Origin of the sequence: Rhodococcus sp. BP-241 (assembly GCF_019836145.1) — a bacterium.
GTDB lineage: Bacteria > Actinomycetota > Actinomycetes > Mycobacteriales > Mycobacteriaceae > Rhodococcoides.
Genome location: NZ_JABUEI010000009.1, coordinates 38296 through 50930, shown reverse-complemented (window position 1 = coordinate 50930; position 12635 = coordinate 38296). Strand labels below are relative to the sequence as shown.

The window sequence follows — 12635 nt, the reverse complement described above, 5'->3', positions numbered from 1 at the left end:
TGCCGGCCTCACCGCGCGCCCCGACGTCGAGACAGAGGATCAGCAGTGACCGCATCAGGTTCGGACTTCGTCGTCGTGGCCAACAGGTTGCCTGTCGACCTCGACACGGCGCCCGACGGTTCCCGAGTCTGGAAGCGCAGCCCCGGTGGTCTCGTCACCGCGCTCGAGCCGATCCTGCGGAGCAACAACGGCGCCTGGGTCGGATGGGCCGGTGTCCCCGACGTCGACGTCGACCCGTTCGAGGACGACGGCCTCGAGTTGGTCCCGGTCCCGCTCTCGCAGCAGGAGGTCGCCGACTACTACGAGGGCTTCTCCAACGCCACCCTGTGGCCGCTCTACCACGACGTCATCGTCCGGCCCGTCTACGACCGGAGCTGGTGGGACGCCTACGTCGAGGTGAACCGGCGCTTCGCCGAGGCCACGTCCAAGGCGGCCGCCGAGAACGCCACCGTGTGGATCCAGGACTACCAACTCCAGCTGGTCCCGAAGATGCTGCGCATGCTGCGCCCCGATCTGACGATCGGCTTCTTCCTGCACATCCCGTTCCCGCCCGTCGAGCTGTTCATGCAGATGCCGTGGCGCACCGAGATCGTCGAGGGCCTGCTGGGCGCGGATCTCATCGGCTTCCATCTGCCCGGTGGCGCGCAGAACTTCCTCTACCTCGCACGGCGTCTCGCCGGCCAGCCGACCTCGCGCGGCAACATCGGAGTCCGCTCCAAACTCGGTGTGGTGCAGGTGGGTTTCCGGTCCGTGCGCGTGGGCGCCTTCCCCATCTCCATCGACTCGGGCGATCTCGACGAGAAGTCGCGGCGCAAGCCGGTGCGCGATCGTGCACGAGAGATGCGCGAAGAGCTGGGCAATCCGAAGACGATCATGCTGGGCGTCGACCGACTCGACTACACCAAGGGCATCGACGTCCGTCTCGAGGCGTTCCTGGAACTGCTGACCGAGGGCCGGGTGGATCCCGAGGACGTCGTGATGATCCAGCTGGCCACACCGAGCCGCGAACGCGTCGAGAGCTACAAGCAGATGCGCGGCGAGATCGAGGGCATGGTCGGGCGCATCAACGGCGAATTCAGCCGCGTCGGACATCCGGTGGTGCACTACCTGCACCGTCCCATTCCGCGCGAGGAGCTCATCGCCTACTACGTGGCCGCCGACGTCATGCTGGTGACGCCCATCCGCGACGGCATGAATCTCGTCGCCAAGGAGTACGTGGCGTGCCGCAGTGACCTGGGCGGTTCCCTCGTGCTCAGCGAGTTCACCGGCGCCGCAGCCGAACTGCGCCAGGCGTACCAGTGCAACCCGCACGATCTGAACAGCGTCAAGGACGCGATGATGGCCGCGATCGAGCAGACGCCGGAATCGGGCCGACGCCACATCCGGGCGATGCGGCGCCAGGTCCTCGCGCACGACGTCGATCGCTGGGCGCGGTCGTTCCTCGCCGCGCTGGGACGCACCGGCGACGAGGAGCCCAACCAGATGATCTCCAACCGGGACATCGGTCAGGCGACGATGTGATGCGCGAAGACCGGTGACCGTGGTCGAAGCGCAAGTGGTGCAGTGCCATCGGCTGCGCCGTGATCTTCTGATCGTCCGCCTCGTCGGCGAGCTGGTTCCGTTCGCCGCGGGGCAGTCCGTCGCCGTGACGGTGCCCACCTCGCCGCACCTGCCTCGTCGGTACTCCCCCGCCCTGCCCCCGTCGCGAGACGGCAAGTACGAGTTCCACATTCGCGAGGTACCGGCAGGCTGGGTCAGTCGCAGCATTGTCCGCGAGACCCGTGAGGGCGACGTCTGGACTCTCGACGACCCGGCGGGCGACCTGCGTGTCGACGACACCGACGACGACGTCGTGATGGTCGCGGGCGGAACAGGTCTCGCACCGATGCGCGCGCTGCTGCTGGGCCTGACACGTCGGCCACGACCTCCGCGGGTGCGGCTCTACGTGGGAGGCAGGCACCCCCGCGATCTCTATGCAGCCGACATGCTGTCCCTGATGGCGCGATCAGCACCATGGCTCACGGTGATCCCGGTGGTGGACGAGCCCGTGGACCCGCCGTACCGCGACGAGTTCTTCGATGCCTCCGAGGCCGTGCGGCTGCAGACGGCACCCGACTCCGGCTTCGCACCTCACGAGTACCTCGTCGGCCGCGTCGGCGAGGTGGTGGCGCGGCGCGGGCCGTACCTGTCGCAGCGCGTGCTGGTGTGCGGATCACCGGCGATGTCGAGCTTCACGACGCGTGCCCTGGTGACGACGGGAACCCCGGCGGAGAACATCCGCACGGGGTGACGGTCAGGTCTGCTTCGGGTTGCGCGGCGTCCACACGACGAGCGCGTTACTGCGTTGCACCGGAACGAGATCGCGTCGGTACCCGGCGTGAACCTTGGCCAGCTCGGTCGCCATCTCGGTGACGCGGGCCTGCAGCGCCTCCACCTGATTGGTGAGTTCGATGATGCGCTTGATTCCCGCCAGATTGACGCCCTCGTCCTGCGAGAGACGCTGCACCTCGCGAAGCAGCGCGACGTCGCGCGGAGAGTACCGTCGCCCACCGCCGGTGGTGCGGAACGGCGTCACCAGTCCGAGACGGTCGTAGGTGCGCAGTGTCTGGGCGTGCATGCCGGCGAGCTCTGCGGCGACGGAGATGACGAAGATCCGGGCATCCGGGTCCGCGCCTGCGTCGCGCGCATCCTGCGGATCGCTGGGCGTCCGAGTCATCTCATCTCTCCTCTCGCATCAGAACCGTCAGGCTCCGGGCCACCCGGAGCGGGGATCGAAACCACTCGCCTTCTCCGCCGCAGCGTAGGCCTCGAGGGCATCACGTGCCGCGTCGTCCAACTCGGACGGCACGGCCACCTTCACCGTGACCAACAGGTCACCGATCTTCGACTTCTTGGGAATGCCGCGACCCTTCACCCGGAAGGTGCGGCCGTCCACCGTGCCTGCCGGAACCTTCAGACCGACTCGGCCGTCGAGCGTCGGCACCGACAGCGTCGTGCCGAGCACCAGTTCGCTGTACGCGACGGGAACCGTGAGGGTGAGATCGTCACCCGTGCGGCCGAACACGGCGTCGCTCTTCACGTGCACCGTCACCAGCAGATCGCCGGCGGCAGCGCCGCGCAGACCAGCCTCGCCTCGGCCGGCCACTCGGACACGTTGCCCGTCACTGACACCGGCCGGAACCCGCACCGTCACCGACCGGGTGCGGTTCTGCACGCCGGTGCCGCGGCAGTCGGTGCACGGATCGTCGATGATCGACCCGGTGCCCCGGCAGTCGTCGCACGGCTCGCTGAAGCCGAACGCGCCCTGGTTGCGGCTGACCACACCGGCACCGTTGCACCGTGGGCAGACCCGCGGGCTCGTGCCGGGCTTCGCGCCGCTCCCGTGACAGGTGGTGCAGGACGACGGGCTCGTGATGGACAGCGGGACAGACGTTCCCACCGCCGCGTCACGGAAGTCGAGAGTCACCTCGGCCGCGAGATCACTCCCGCGCCGGGGACGTGACGACGCGGCCTGGGTACGACCACCGGCCGCACCACGGTTGAACAACCCGCCGAACAGATCACCGAGATCGGCTCCGCCACCGGCACCTCCGAAGAGGTCACCGACGTCGAACCCGCCGGCCGTACCCCCGCCGCCGAAGTTGGTTCCGCCGCCCGGCGAGAATCCGCCGCGTCCGAAACCACCACTGGCGAACAGTGATCGGGCCTCGTCGTACTCCTTGCGCTTCGCGGGGTCGGAGAGCACCGCATTGGCCTCGCTGACCGCCTTGAAGCGCTCCTCCGCTTTCGCGTCCCCCGGATTGGAGTCCGGATGGTTGTCGCGCGCGAGCTTGCGGTACGCCTTCTTGATCTCGTCCTGCGACGCGGAGGAGGAGACGCCCAGCTCCTTGTAGAAGTCCTTCTCTATCCACTCCCGTTGGCTCACCGGTCGCCTCCTCCTCTCACATCACATCTTCGTTGTGGTCGAACTATGCCTGGTCGGATGCCGCGTCGGCGCCCGAACCGTCGACGACGGCGACCATGGCGGTGCGCAGAACTCGATCACGCACCTTGTACCCCTTGCGGAACACGCTGCCGACGACAGGATCGTTGCCGTCGCCCTCGTGCTGCACGGCCTCGTGCAGCGCGGGGTCGAACGCGTCGCCCTCGTCACCGAAGGCGACGAGACCCTGTGCGGTGATGACGGATTCGAGCTTGTCCGCCACCGACTTCAGCGGCCCCGTCTCGAGGTCACCGTGCTTGCGCGCCCGATCGAGATCGTCGAGCACACCCAGCAACTCGGCCAACACCGACGCCTTGGCGTTGTCGATGTCCACCTGCTTGTCCCGAGCGACGCGTCGCCGGTAGTTGGCGAACTCGGCGCTGAGGCGCTGCAGGTCGGCCGTCCGCTCGGACAGCTCGTCCTTCTCGGGTGCAGTCTCGGAATCCACGGAACCCTCGGACATCTCTGCCTCGAGAACCTCTGCTTCGTCCTCCACGTCACCGGGCTGGGGCGCCGTGGCGGAGCCCGCGAGGGACTCCTCCACGGCGGGGTCGACGTCGGGTGCGTCTACCTTCCCGGTGTCCTCAGCACTCACTTCTTGTCCGTGTCGACCGGCTCGTCCACGACCTCGGCGTCGACGACATCGTCGCTACCGTCGGTCGGGGCGGCGCCGTCGGCACCTGCTCCGTCGGCTGCTGCCGACTCGTACAGTGCCTGACCCAGAGCCTGCGACTCCGTGCTCAGCTTCTCCACCGCTGCCTTGATGGCAGCGATGTCGGTGCCGTTCAGAGCAGTGCGAGCCTCGGCGATGGCCGACTCGACCTTCTCCTTGGTCTCCGCAGGAACCTTGTCCTCGTTGTCCTTGACGAACTTCTCCGTCTGGTAGACGAGCGACTCGGCCTGGTTGCGGGTCTCGGCCTCCTCGCGACGGGTCTTGTCCTCCTCGGCGTGAGCCTCGGCGTCCTTGACCATGCGCTCGATCTCCTCCTTGGAGAGGCCGGAGCCCTCCTGGATCTTGATCGTGTTCTCCTTGCCGGTGCCCTTGTCCTTCGCCGTCACGTGCACGATGCCGTTGGCGTCGATGTCGAACGTGACCTCGATCTGGGGCACACCGCGCGGTGCGGGAGGCAGCTCCGTCAGCTCGAACGAGCCGAGAAGCTTGTTGTGCGACGCGATCTCGCGCTCACCCTGGAAGACCTGGATCTGCACCGATGGCTGATTGTCGTCCGCCGTGGTGAAGGTCTCGGACCGCTTGGTGGGGATGGTGGTGTTGCGCTCGATGAGCTTGGTCATCACGCCACCCTTGGTCTCGATGCCGAGGGACAGCGGCGTGACGTCGAGGAGCAGAACATCCTTGACCTCACCCTTGAGCACACCGGCCTGCAGTGCGGCGCCGACGGCCACGACCTCGTCCGGGTTGACGCCCTTGTTGGGCTCGCGTCCACCGGAGAGCTCCTTGACCAGCTCGGAGACGGCCGGCATACGGGTGGAGCCACCGACGAGCACGACGTGGTCGATGTCCTTGACCGCGATGCCCGAGTCCTTGACCACGGCCTGGAACGGCGCGCGGGTGCGGTCGAGCAGGTCGGCGGTGATCTTCTGGAACTCGGAGCGGCTGAGCTGCTCGTCGAGGAAGAGCGGGTTCTTGTCCGAGTCCACCGTGATGTACGGCAGGTTGATGGACGTGCTCTGGCTCGAGGACAGCTCGATCTTCGCCTTCTCCGCAGCCTCACGCAGGCGCTGGAGAGCCATCTTGTCCTTGGTCAGATCGATGCCGTTCTGAGCCTTGAACTTGTCGACGAGCCAGGTGACGATGCGCTCGTCCCAGTCGTCGCCACCGAGGTGGTTGTCACCGGACGTGGCGCGGACCTCGACGACACCGTCGCCGATCTCGAGCAGGGACACGTCGAACGTGCCGCCACCGAGGTCGAACACGAGGATGGTCTGTTCCTTCTCGCCCTTGTCCAGGCCGTACGCCAGAGCGGCGGCGGTGGGCTCGTTGACGATGCGCAGGACGTTGAGGCCGGCGATCTGGCCGGCTTCCTTCGTGGCCTGACGCTGTGCGTCCTCGAAGTACGCGGGCACCGTGATGACCGCGTCGGTGATCTCTTCGCCCAGGTACGCCTCGGCGTCACGCTTGAGCTTCATGAGCGTGCGCGCGCTGATCTCCTGCGACGTGTACTTCTTGTCGTCGATGCCGACGGTCCAGTCAGTGCCGATGTGGCGCTTGACGGAGCGAATGGTCCGGTCGACGTTCGTGACGGCCTGGTTCTTCGCGGACTGGCCGACGAGAACCTCTCCGTTCTTGGCGAACGCGACGATGGACGGGGTGGTGCGTGCACCCTCGGAGTTGGCCACCACGACCGGTTCGCCGCCCTCCAGGACGGACACGACCGAGTTGGTGGTCCCGAGGTCGATTCCGACCGCACGAGCCATGTGAAGACCTCCTGATAGATGCTGCTGTGATCGTTCGAGCGTCTGCCTGAGCGAACTGCGCTCAAGTCTGCCTGTCGGATTCTCGCCCCGTCAAGTCGTACTTGAGTGACCCACGCTCAATGGCAGTCGTACGGCTCAACGGAGGGGTGTACGAGTTTGTTCCCGGAGTGGTCGGCCGGCTGTGGTCCGCGTGTCTGGACCCACCCGATCGCGAGGCTTTCTGCGGATCGGCAGCATTCGACGCGAAAATGTGGCAAAACCTGCACTCGGCCGTGCCTCAGCATCCACAGGTCGACCGGATCGACGGGATCCCGCCTCCGGCAGCAAGTTGAGGGCACTCACGCATGGTCGGCGCGTGTGAACCCACCCGATCGCGAGGCTTTCTGTAGATCCGCGGAATTCGACGCGAGAGTGTGGCTGAGCACGCGCGTCCGACGGTTAGGGTCCACGGCATGTCACCGGTTCCCGGCACGACCCTGACGGCACGCGGCCTCACCCGAACCTTCGGCGGACACACTGCCGTCGCGCACGCCGACGTGACGCTCGCTCCCGGCACGGTCACCGGCCTTGTCGGGCCGAACGGCGCGGGAAAGACGACACTACTGCTCATGCTCGCCGGGCTGCTCGCACCCGATTCGGGCACACTCGAACTCGACGGAGCTCCCGTCGAGACGGTCACACTCCGGCGGGCCGTGGGGTGGATGCCGGATGTGTTCGGCACCTGGGACAGCCTGACCGCGTCCGAGATCCTGTCGACGTTCGGACGGCTGCACGGGCTGTCGTCGCAGGACGCCCGTGCCCGCGCCGCCGAACTGCTGCAGCAGGTCCACCTCGACGATCGCGCCGACCGACCCGCGCACGAGTTGTCCCGCGGCCAGAAGCAGCGGCTCGGGTTCGCCCGCGCTCTGGTCCACCGACCGCGCATCCTGCTGCTCGACGAGCCGGCGTCCGGCATGGACCCGCGCTCACGAGTCGAACTGCGCGACGAGGTCCGCCGGCTCGCCGACAACGGATGCGCCGTGCTGGTGTCGAGCCACATCCTCACCGAACTGTCGGAGATGGTGGACGACGTGCTCGTGATGACGGACGGGCGCACGCGGGAGTCGGCACCCGCCACCGAACGATCCTGGCGACTACGCGCGGTGGGCCGGCCTGCATCGTCGGCCGACATCCTGCACTTCCCCGACGAGGAGGCCGCGGCGCGACACCTGCGCACGGTCGTCGACTCGGGAGTGCTCGTCGCCGAGTTCGCCCGCGTCGACTCGGAACTCGAGGACGCGTACCTCGCCCTCGACGCGGACAGGACCTGACATGGCGGCACGGATGAGCAGCTGGTGGTCGGTGGTCGGCGTACTGATCGGCCTCGAACTCCGGCAGCGACTGCGCACCACGCGGTGGCGCGTCACCCTGGCGGTGACCTTCACGGTGATCTCGCTGGCCGTGTTCGGATCGATGTATCTGGCACTGTCCGTCGACGAAGCCGATGCGAACTACGACGGCTGGGCGCGCAACCTGTACGCGGTCGTGCTGGGAGTCGAGCTGTTCCTCGGCGTGGTCCTCGCCCCCACCCTCACGGCGACCTCGATCAACGGTGACCGCAAGGACGCGACACTCGCCGTGGTGCAGGCGACGCCGATCAGCCACTGGCAGTTGGCCGTAGGCAAACTTCTCGGGTCGTGGGTGTCCTGCCTTGCCCTCGTCGCCGTGGCGTCGCCGTACCTGGTGTGGGGCATCGTCGCCGCGCCCTACGGCATCGGCACCTCGGTGCTGGGCGTGATCGTTCTCTGCCTGATCTTCCTGTGCTACTGCGGGATCGGGCTGGGGTACTCCGCCCTGACCGCTCGGCCGGCAGGTTCGGCCGTCCTGACGCAGGCCACCGTGTTCTTCCTGGTGTTGGGCCTCCCGGCACTGTTCGGCCTGCTCTACTCGACCACGGCGGAGGACCACGAGGTGGTGGGCGCCGAGTACACGTACGTGGACGATTCGTTCGACACCGTTCCGGACTGTCGCGACGTGGCCACGGTGCGCTCCTACGAGCACACCGAGCGTATCTGGTGGCTGTTGGCGCCCAACCCGTTTCTCATTCTCCCGGACGTGGTGGCCGCACATGACAATCCGAGCGTACGTGTCTGGATGTCGGACGAGCGGCCACCCGATCCCAGCGTGGCGCGCCCGATAGCCGAGACGCTCTCGACGGCGCGCACGGGCCCGTACCTGACGGAGCCGACCTGCGCGGACACCGTGTCGACCTACCGCGTGAGCGCCTCGAACCGCAGCTTCTACGACGAGCAGGTCGCGTTCGAATCCGGAAAGGTCGGCGACAGTTGGTACCTCGGGCTGGCCGTCAATGTCATCCTGGGAGCTCTCGGACTCACGGTCGCCGCGCGGCGACTCCGCGTTCCGGCCCGCACCTTGCCGAGGGGCGTGCGGATCGCCTGAGGCGCTCAGCTCAGCCGTCCACCCCCGTCGACGTGGAGGGTGGTTCCGGTGACGAAGGTGTTGGTCAGGGCGAGCAGCACCGCTGCCGACACGTCCTCCGGGCGGCCCACGCGCCGTGCGGGATTGGAGGCAGCCGTCGCGTCGAACATCTTCTGCTTCCCGTCTCCCATGCCGTCCCACGAACCCGAGTCGACGATGCCGGGCGAGACGGCGTTGACCCGCAACGGTGCCAGTTCGACGGCCAACGCTTCCGCGAGGAATGCGACAGCACCGTTGGTCGTGGCCATGACGGCGAGGCCCGGCGCCGGCTTCCATGCGGCGACACCGGAGAAGAACACGAACGAGCCGCCGTCCCGCAGCGTGGGCGCGAAGTGCTTGGCCAGCAGGATCGGTCCGACGACCTTGGCTGCGAACGCGCGCTCGACGGCGGCGCGGTCGAGGTCTGCGACCGGGCCGTTGGCGTGGTTCGCCGCGAGCGACACGACGTGATCGAGAGGTCCGAGCGTGGTGACGGCGGCGGCGATGGACGATTCGTCGTCGAGGTCGAGGTGCACCGCCGATGCGCCCGAGCCGAGCTCGGCGACAGTGTCGGCCAGGGCCTCCGGGCGTCGACTGCCGAGGACGACTTCCGCGCCGGCGGCGAGCGCGTCCTCGGCGATGCGCCGCGCGATGCCCGACGAGCCGCCGACGAGAAGGATGCGGGTGTTCTGCAGAGTGCTCATGACGGTGTGTCCCTTCCGCGGCCCCGTCTCTCGCGGCCACGGAAGGTTCAGCGCACCGGGCCCGCAGCATCATCCCATCGCGCTATCGATAGTTCGGGGACTTGCCATTCGAACTCTCTATGGCCACAGCGTGGCGGCATAATCGACCAGCATGACGTTCGACGAGGTGGCCGACGAGCTGTACGGGCTGGACCCGTCCGACTTCGTCGCCGCGCGCACCGGCCGGCAGAAGCAGGCGCGTTCCGACGGCGACAAGGCCCTGGCCAAGCAGATCGGTGCGCTGCGCAAACCGACGATCGTCGGGTGGGTGCTGAACGTGACGGTGCGCGACGCGGAGGACGACGTCACAGACCTGCTCGACCTCGGCGAAGCACTTCGTGAGGCGCAGCAACATCTGAGGGAAGGCCGGAGGCCGGCCGGTCGACCGTCGGGTGCCACCCTCCGCACGTTGACGAAGCAGCGGCAACGCGCGGTGCGCGCGCTGGCGAGCCGGGCTGCGGAGATCGCGGAGGATCGCGGTCACCCGATCGGCGAGGACGTCGGGCGCGAGGTGACGCAGAGCCTGAATGCGGCGCTGTCCGATGCGGACATCGCCGACGAGGTGCGGCGCGGCCGGATGTTGGGGGCCGCCGAGTACAGCGGGTTCGGCCCTATGGGGCTGGTGTCCGTCGATCCCGAACCCGCCGAAGACGACAAACCTGCGCAAGAACCCGAACCCGACGACACCGCCGAACGGGAGAAGCAAGAGCAGCGGGCCCGCGCACAGGCCGAACTCGACGACGCCGAGGCTGCGCTGCAGGATGCGACCGAGGCGCTGGAGCACGCCGACCATCGCGTCGACGAGCTGAAGGAGTCGGTCGACGCCCTCATCGAGCAGCTCGAGAAGGCACGCGAGGACCTGGAGTCGGCGCAGGACGCGCGTTCCGAGGCGGCGTCGGAGAAGGACGCCTCGACCGCGAGGGTCCGGAACGCGACGAAGCGCCTCGATCGACTGTGATCGAGGCGCTTCGGCGGTGACGGGTCAGGCGCAGTTACCCGCTGTCGGAACGTCGCGGAACCGGGCGTCGAGCCAGTTGGTGCCGGCGCCGAGTCCGATGAAGTCGGGCAGGACGTGGCCGAGCGCGAGCCCGGGGAGGAAGAACGGCAGCTGCTGAGTGTTCAGCTGGACGTTCGAGCCCTTTCCGCACCAGGTTGCGGCGAGATCGACTGCCTGGCCGTGCGGCACGATGTCGTCGCCCGTGCCGGTGTCGATGTAGACCGGCGTGGTGGGTGTGCGGTTACCGATCTTGTTCTCGGCGAGAACCGTCTGCGCCTCGGGAATGCGCTTCAGGTAGTCCGACAGCGACTCGCCGGTGGTGATCCACTCGTTGGTGCGGTGGAAGCCCACGGTGAGTGCACTTTCCACGACGCACTGATTCTCGAGTGCCGCCAGCGCAGCCTTGCCGGCCGGGTTCGTCGACGCGTCGATGATCGGACCCAACTCGGGGTTGGACCGGCGCAGACCGTTCAGGGTGTAGCCGATGACACCGGTGAGGATGGTGCCGTCGACCTGCGCCAGCGTCGCGGCCAGATCGGCGACGGGCGCGCCGGCGTAGGTGCCCTTGATGTCCAGCTCCGGGGCGTACTCGGGAGCGAGCTCCACGGCCGCTGCCACGGCGCCGCCGCCCTGGGAGTAACCCCAGAGGCCGACCGGGGAATCGGAACCGACCTTGGTGTTGCCGAGCTGCTGCGCGGCGCGGGCCGCATCGAGCACCGCGTGCGCTTCCGCGGCGCGGTTGACGTAGGTGTGCGCTCCCGGAGTGCCGAGCCCGTCGTAGTCGGTGATGACGACGCCGTAGCCGCGGGAGAGCAGCGCGTAGGTGGAGAGGAGCTCGTACTCGACCATGAGTCCGAGCACGGGTGTGTAGGTGAGGACGTTGTTGAGCTGGTGCGACGGCGCGCACTGATCACCCTGGCCGTGGGTGCCGGGGGCGATCACCACGAGCGGGCGCGGACCGGGGCCGGTCCACTCGGCCGACGGGTCGATGTACGTCCCGGTGACGGCCACCGGCGCGTCGTTGGCGTCCTGCGACCGGTACATCAGGCGCGTCGCGGTGCCGGGGATCGGTCCCTGCGGCAAGGAAAGCGACAGTGCGAGATTCGACGGCCCGGTACGGATGAGGTCACCGTCGTTCCCGGCGGGAAGCGGTGAGGGGGGCGTGTAGAAGCTCGACGCCGGGCCGGGGGGTTCGGCGGTCGCCGTGGGCACCACCGCGCCGAACAGACCGAGACACATCACCAGACCGACGCCGGCAGACCGCAGTTTCCGCACATTCATCCCATCGACAACGGGGCCCTGGCGGGCCCACTACCGCCCTGACCGTAAGTGATGAGGCCCACTTCCGAGAAGGCCGTGTGACCCCGACCGCGGACTTCGTGCTCGATCACTTTCCGAGCCCGAGCGGACGGGGCCGGACCACAACAGGGTCCGGCGGAAACAGACCCTCTAGCCTGAAGCCATGAACGCGTCGGACAGTGTCGAAGGCTCGCAACCCCCGAAGCCGCCCCGCCCGTCGGTGCACGTGACGCCCATGCGGGAGCCGGTTCCCGACGAGCGCCCACGCGCCGTCGATGCCGCCGTGATCCTGTGGAGTCTGTGCCTCGTCGTCCTGGCGGCCACCGGCGCGCTGCTGGGACTCGACCACCAGGGACTACGGTCGCGCCTCGCCGACGTCCTCTCGGCCGACGCCCCCGGCACCTCGGCGGAGGACATCGACTCGACGGTCCTCATCACGCTCGTCGCCGGTGCTGCCGTCGGCGCCGTCGTTCTCCTGGTGGGACTGGCCGGCATCCTGCAGATCCGCGGCCGACGCCCCACCGGACGATCCACGCTGACCGTGGTCGGCATCGTCGCGGCCGCGGGATCGATCGCGTTCTGGATCGCGACCTCCGATGCGCTGGAGCAGCCCACGACGTATGCGCCGTTCGTTGTCGCGGCCCTCGCTCTGCTGGGTACCGCTCCGCTGTTCGTCCCCGCCGTCGGGCGATGGCTCGCAGCCGCTCCCGTCCGGCGCTGA

At 68.2% G+C, this 12635-nt stretch carries 12 protein-coding genes; 6 read left to right on the top strand and 6 right to left on the bottom strand.

Annotated elements, in window-relative coordinates; genetic code table 11:
* The first annotated feature begins 45 nt into the window (after nucleotides 1-45).
* Nucleotides 46-1521: a trehalose-6-phosphate synthase gene (locus tag HQ308_RS17305; RefSeq protein WP_027506923.1), complete on the top strand. Its 1476-nt coding sequence runs from the start codon at nucleotides 46-48 to the stop codon at nucleotides 1519-1521.
* A 13-nt stretch (nucleotides 1522-1534) separates the two neighbouring features.
* Nucleotides 1535-2290 carry an FAD-binding oxidoreductase gene (locus HQ308_RS17300; RefSeq protein ID WP_308115804.1) on the top strand — a complete coding sequence of 252 codons (756 nt, stop codon included), beginning with the start codon at nucleotides 1535-1537 and terminating at the stop codon, nucleotides 2288-2290.
* A 3-nt stretch (nucleotides 2291-2293) separates the two neighbouring features.
* Here the strand turns inward: HQ308_RS17300 and HQ308_RS17295 are convergent, their stop codons facing one another.
* The 4 genes from HQ308_RS17295 to dnaK are packed head-to-tail and all read right to left on the bottom strand — an operon-like array spanning nucleotide 2294 to nucleotide 6418.
* The gene (locus HQ308_RS17295; RefSeq protein ID WP_027506925.1) at nucleotides 2294-2716 is read right to left on the bottom strand and encodes a heat shock protein transcriptional repressor HspR; all 423 of its coding nucleotides are present in this window, start codon (nucleotides 2714-2716) and stop codon (nucleotides 2294-2296) included.
* A gap of 27 nt (nucleotides 2717-2743) precedes the next feature.
* Nucleotides 2744-3925 (bottom strand): molecular chaperone DnaJ, encoded by a 1182-nt coding sequence (dnaJ, locus tag HQ308_RS17290; RefSeq protein ID WP_027506926.1) that lies wholly within the window; start codon nucleotides 3923-3925, stop codon nucleotides 2744-2746.
* Nucleotides 3926-3968: 43 nt separating this feature from the next.
* Complete coding sequence (grpE, locus tag HQ308_RS17285) at nucleotides 3969-4577, bottom strand: nucleotide exchange factor GrpE (RefSeq protein WP_051613622.1); 609 nt, start codon at nucleotides 4575-4577, stop codon at nucleotides 3969-3971.
* Nucleotides 4574-6418 (bottom strand): molecular chaperone DnaK, encoded by a 1845-nt coding sequence (gene dnaK / locus HQ308_RS17280; RefSeq protein WP_027506927.1) that lies wholly within the window; start codon nucleotides 6416-6418, stop codon nucleotides 4574-4576. Before dnaK ends, grpE begins: the two co-directional genes overlap by 4 nt.
* A gap of 452 nt (nucleotides 6419-6870) precedes the next feature.
* Between dnaK and HQ308_RS17275 the strand changes: the two genes are divergently transcribed.
* Nucleotides 6871-7728, top strand: a complete 858-nt coding sequence (locus HQ308_RS17275) for an ABC transporter ATP-binding protein (RefSeq protein ID WP_222647333.1) — start codon at nucleotides 6871-6873, stop codon at nucleotides 7726-7728.
* 1 nt (nucleotide 7729) lies between these two features.
* Complete coding sequence (locus HQ308_RS17270; RefSeq protein WP_261776257.1) at nucleotides 7730-8857, top strand: ABC transporter permease; 1128 nt, start codon at nucleotides 7730-7732, stop codon at nucleotides 8855-8857.
* Nucleotides 8858-8862: 5 nt separating this feature from the next.
* Here the strand turns inward: HQ308_RS17270 and HQ308_RS17265 are convergent, their stop codons facing one another.
* Nucleotides 8863-9579 (bottom strand): SDR family oxidoreductase, encoded by a 717-nt coding sequence (locus HQ308_RS17265; RefSeq protein WP_222640629.1) that lies wholly within the window; start codon nucleotides 9577-9579, stop codon nucleotides 8863-8865.
* A 151-nt stretch (nucleotides 9580-9730) separates the two neighbouring features.
* Here HQ308_RS17265 and HQ308_RS17260 point away from each other — a divergent pair, with 151 nt between their 5' ends.
* Nucleotides 9731-10576: a hypothetical protein gene (locus HQ308_RS17260; RefSeq protein ID WP_222647332.1), complete on the top strand. Its 846-nt coding sequence runs from the start codon at nucleotides 9731-9733 to the stop codon at nucleotides 10574-10576.
* Nucleotides 10577-10600: 24 nt separating this feature from the next.
* Here the strand turns inward: HQ308_RS17260 and HQ308_RS17255 are convergent, their stop codons facing one another.
* Entirely contained in the window at nucleotides 10601-11896 is a 1296-nt protein-coding gene (locus HQ308_RS17255; RefSeq protein WP_261776255.1) for a lipase family protein, read from the bottom strand.
* A 181-nt stretch (nucleotides 11897-12077) separates the two neighbouring features.
* On the opposite strand from HQ308_RS17255, the gene HQ308_RS17250 reads away from it, so the two are divergent.
* Nucleotides 12078-12635 carry a hypothetical protein gene (locus HQ308_RS17250; RefSeq protein WP_222633014.1) on the top strand — a complete coding sequence of 186 codons (558 nt, stop codon included), beginning with the start codon at nucleotides 12078-12080 and terminating at the stop codon, nucleotides 12633-12635.

Coding starts and splice junctions, on each gene's coding strand:
- HQ308_RS17295 (WP_027506925.1), bottom strand. CDS start 2,716: ATGACTCGGACGCCCAGCGATCCGCAGGATGCGCGCGACGCAGGCGCG.
- dnaK (WP_027506927.1), bottom strand. CDS start 6,418: ATGGCTCGTGCGGTCGGAATCGACCTCGGGACCACCAACTCGGTCGTG.
- HQ308_RS17275 (WP_222647333.1), top strand. CDS start 6,871: ATGTCACCGGTTCCCGGCACGACCCTGACGGCACGCGGCCTCACCCGA.
- HQ308_RS17270 (WP_261776257.1), top strand. CDS start 7,730: ATGGCGGCACGGATGAGCAGCTGGTGGTCGGTGGTCGGCGTACTGATC.
- HQ308_RS17265 (WP_222640629.1), bottom strand. CDS start 9,579: ATGAGCACTCTGCAGAACACCCGCATCCTTCTCGTCGGCGGCTCGTCG.
- HQ308_RS17260 (WP_222647332.1), top strand. CDS start 9,731: ATGACGTTCGACGAGGTGGCCGACGAGCTGTACGGGCTGGACCCGTCC.
- HQ308_RS17255 (WP_261776255.1), bottom strand. CDS start 11,896: ATGAATGTGCGGAAACTGCGGTCTGCCGGCGTCGGTCTGGTGATGTGT.
- HQ308_RS17250 (WP_222633014.1), top strand. CDS start 12,078: ATGAACGCGTCGGACAGTGTCGAAGGCTCGCAACCCCCGAAGCCGCCC.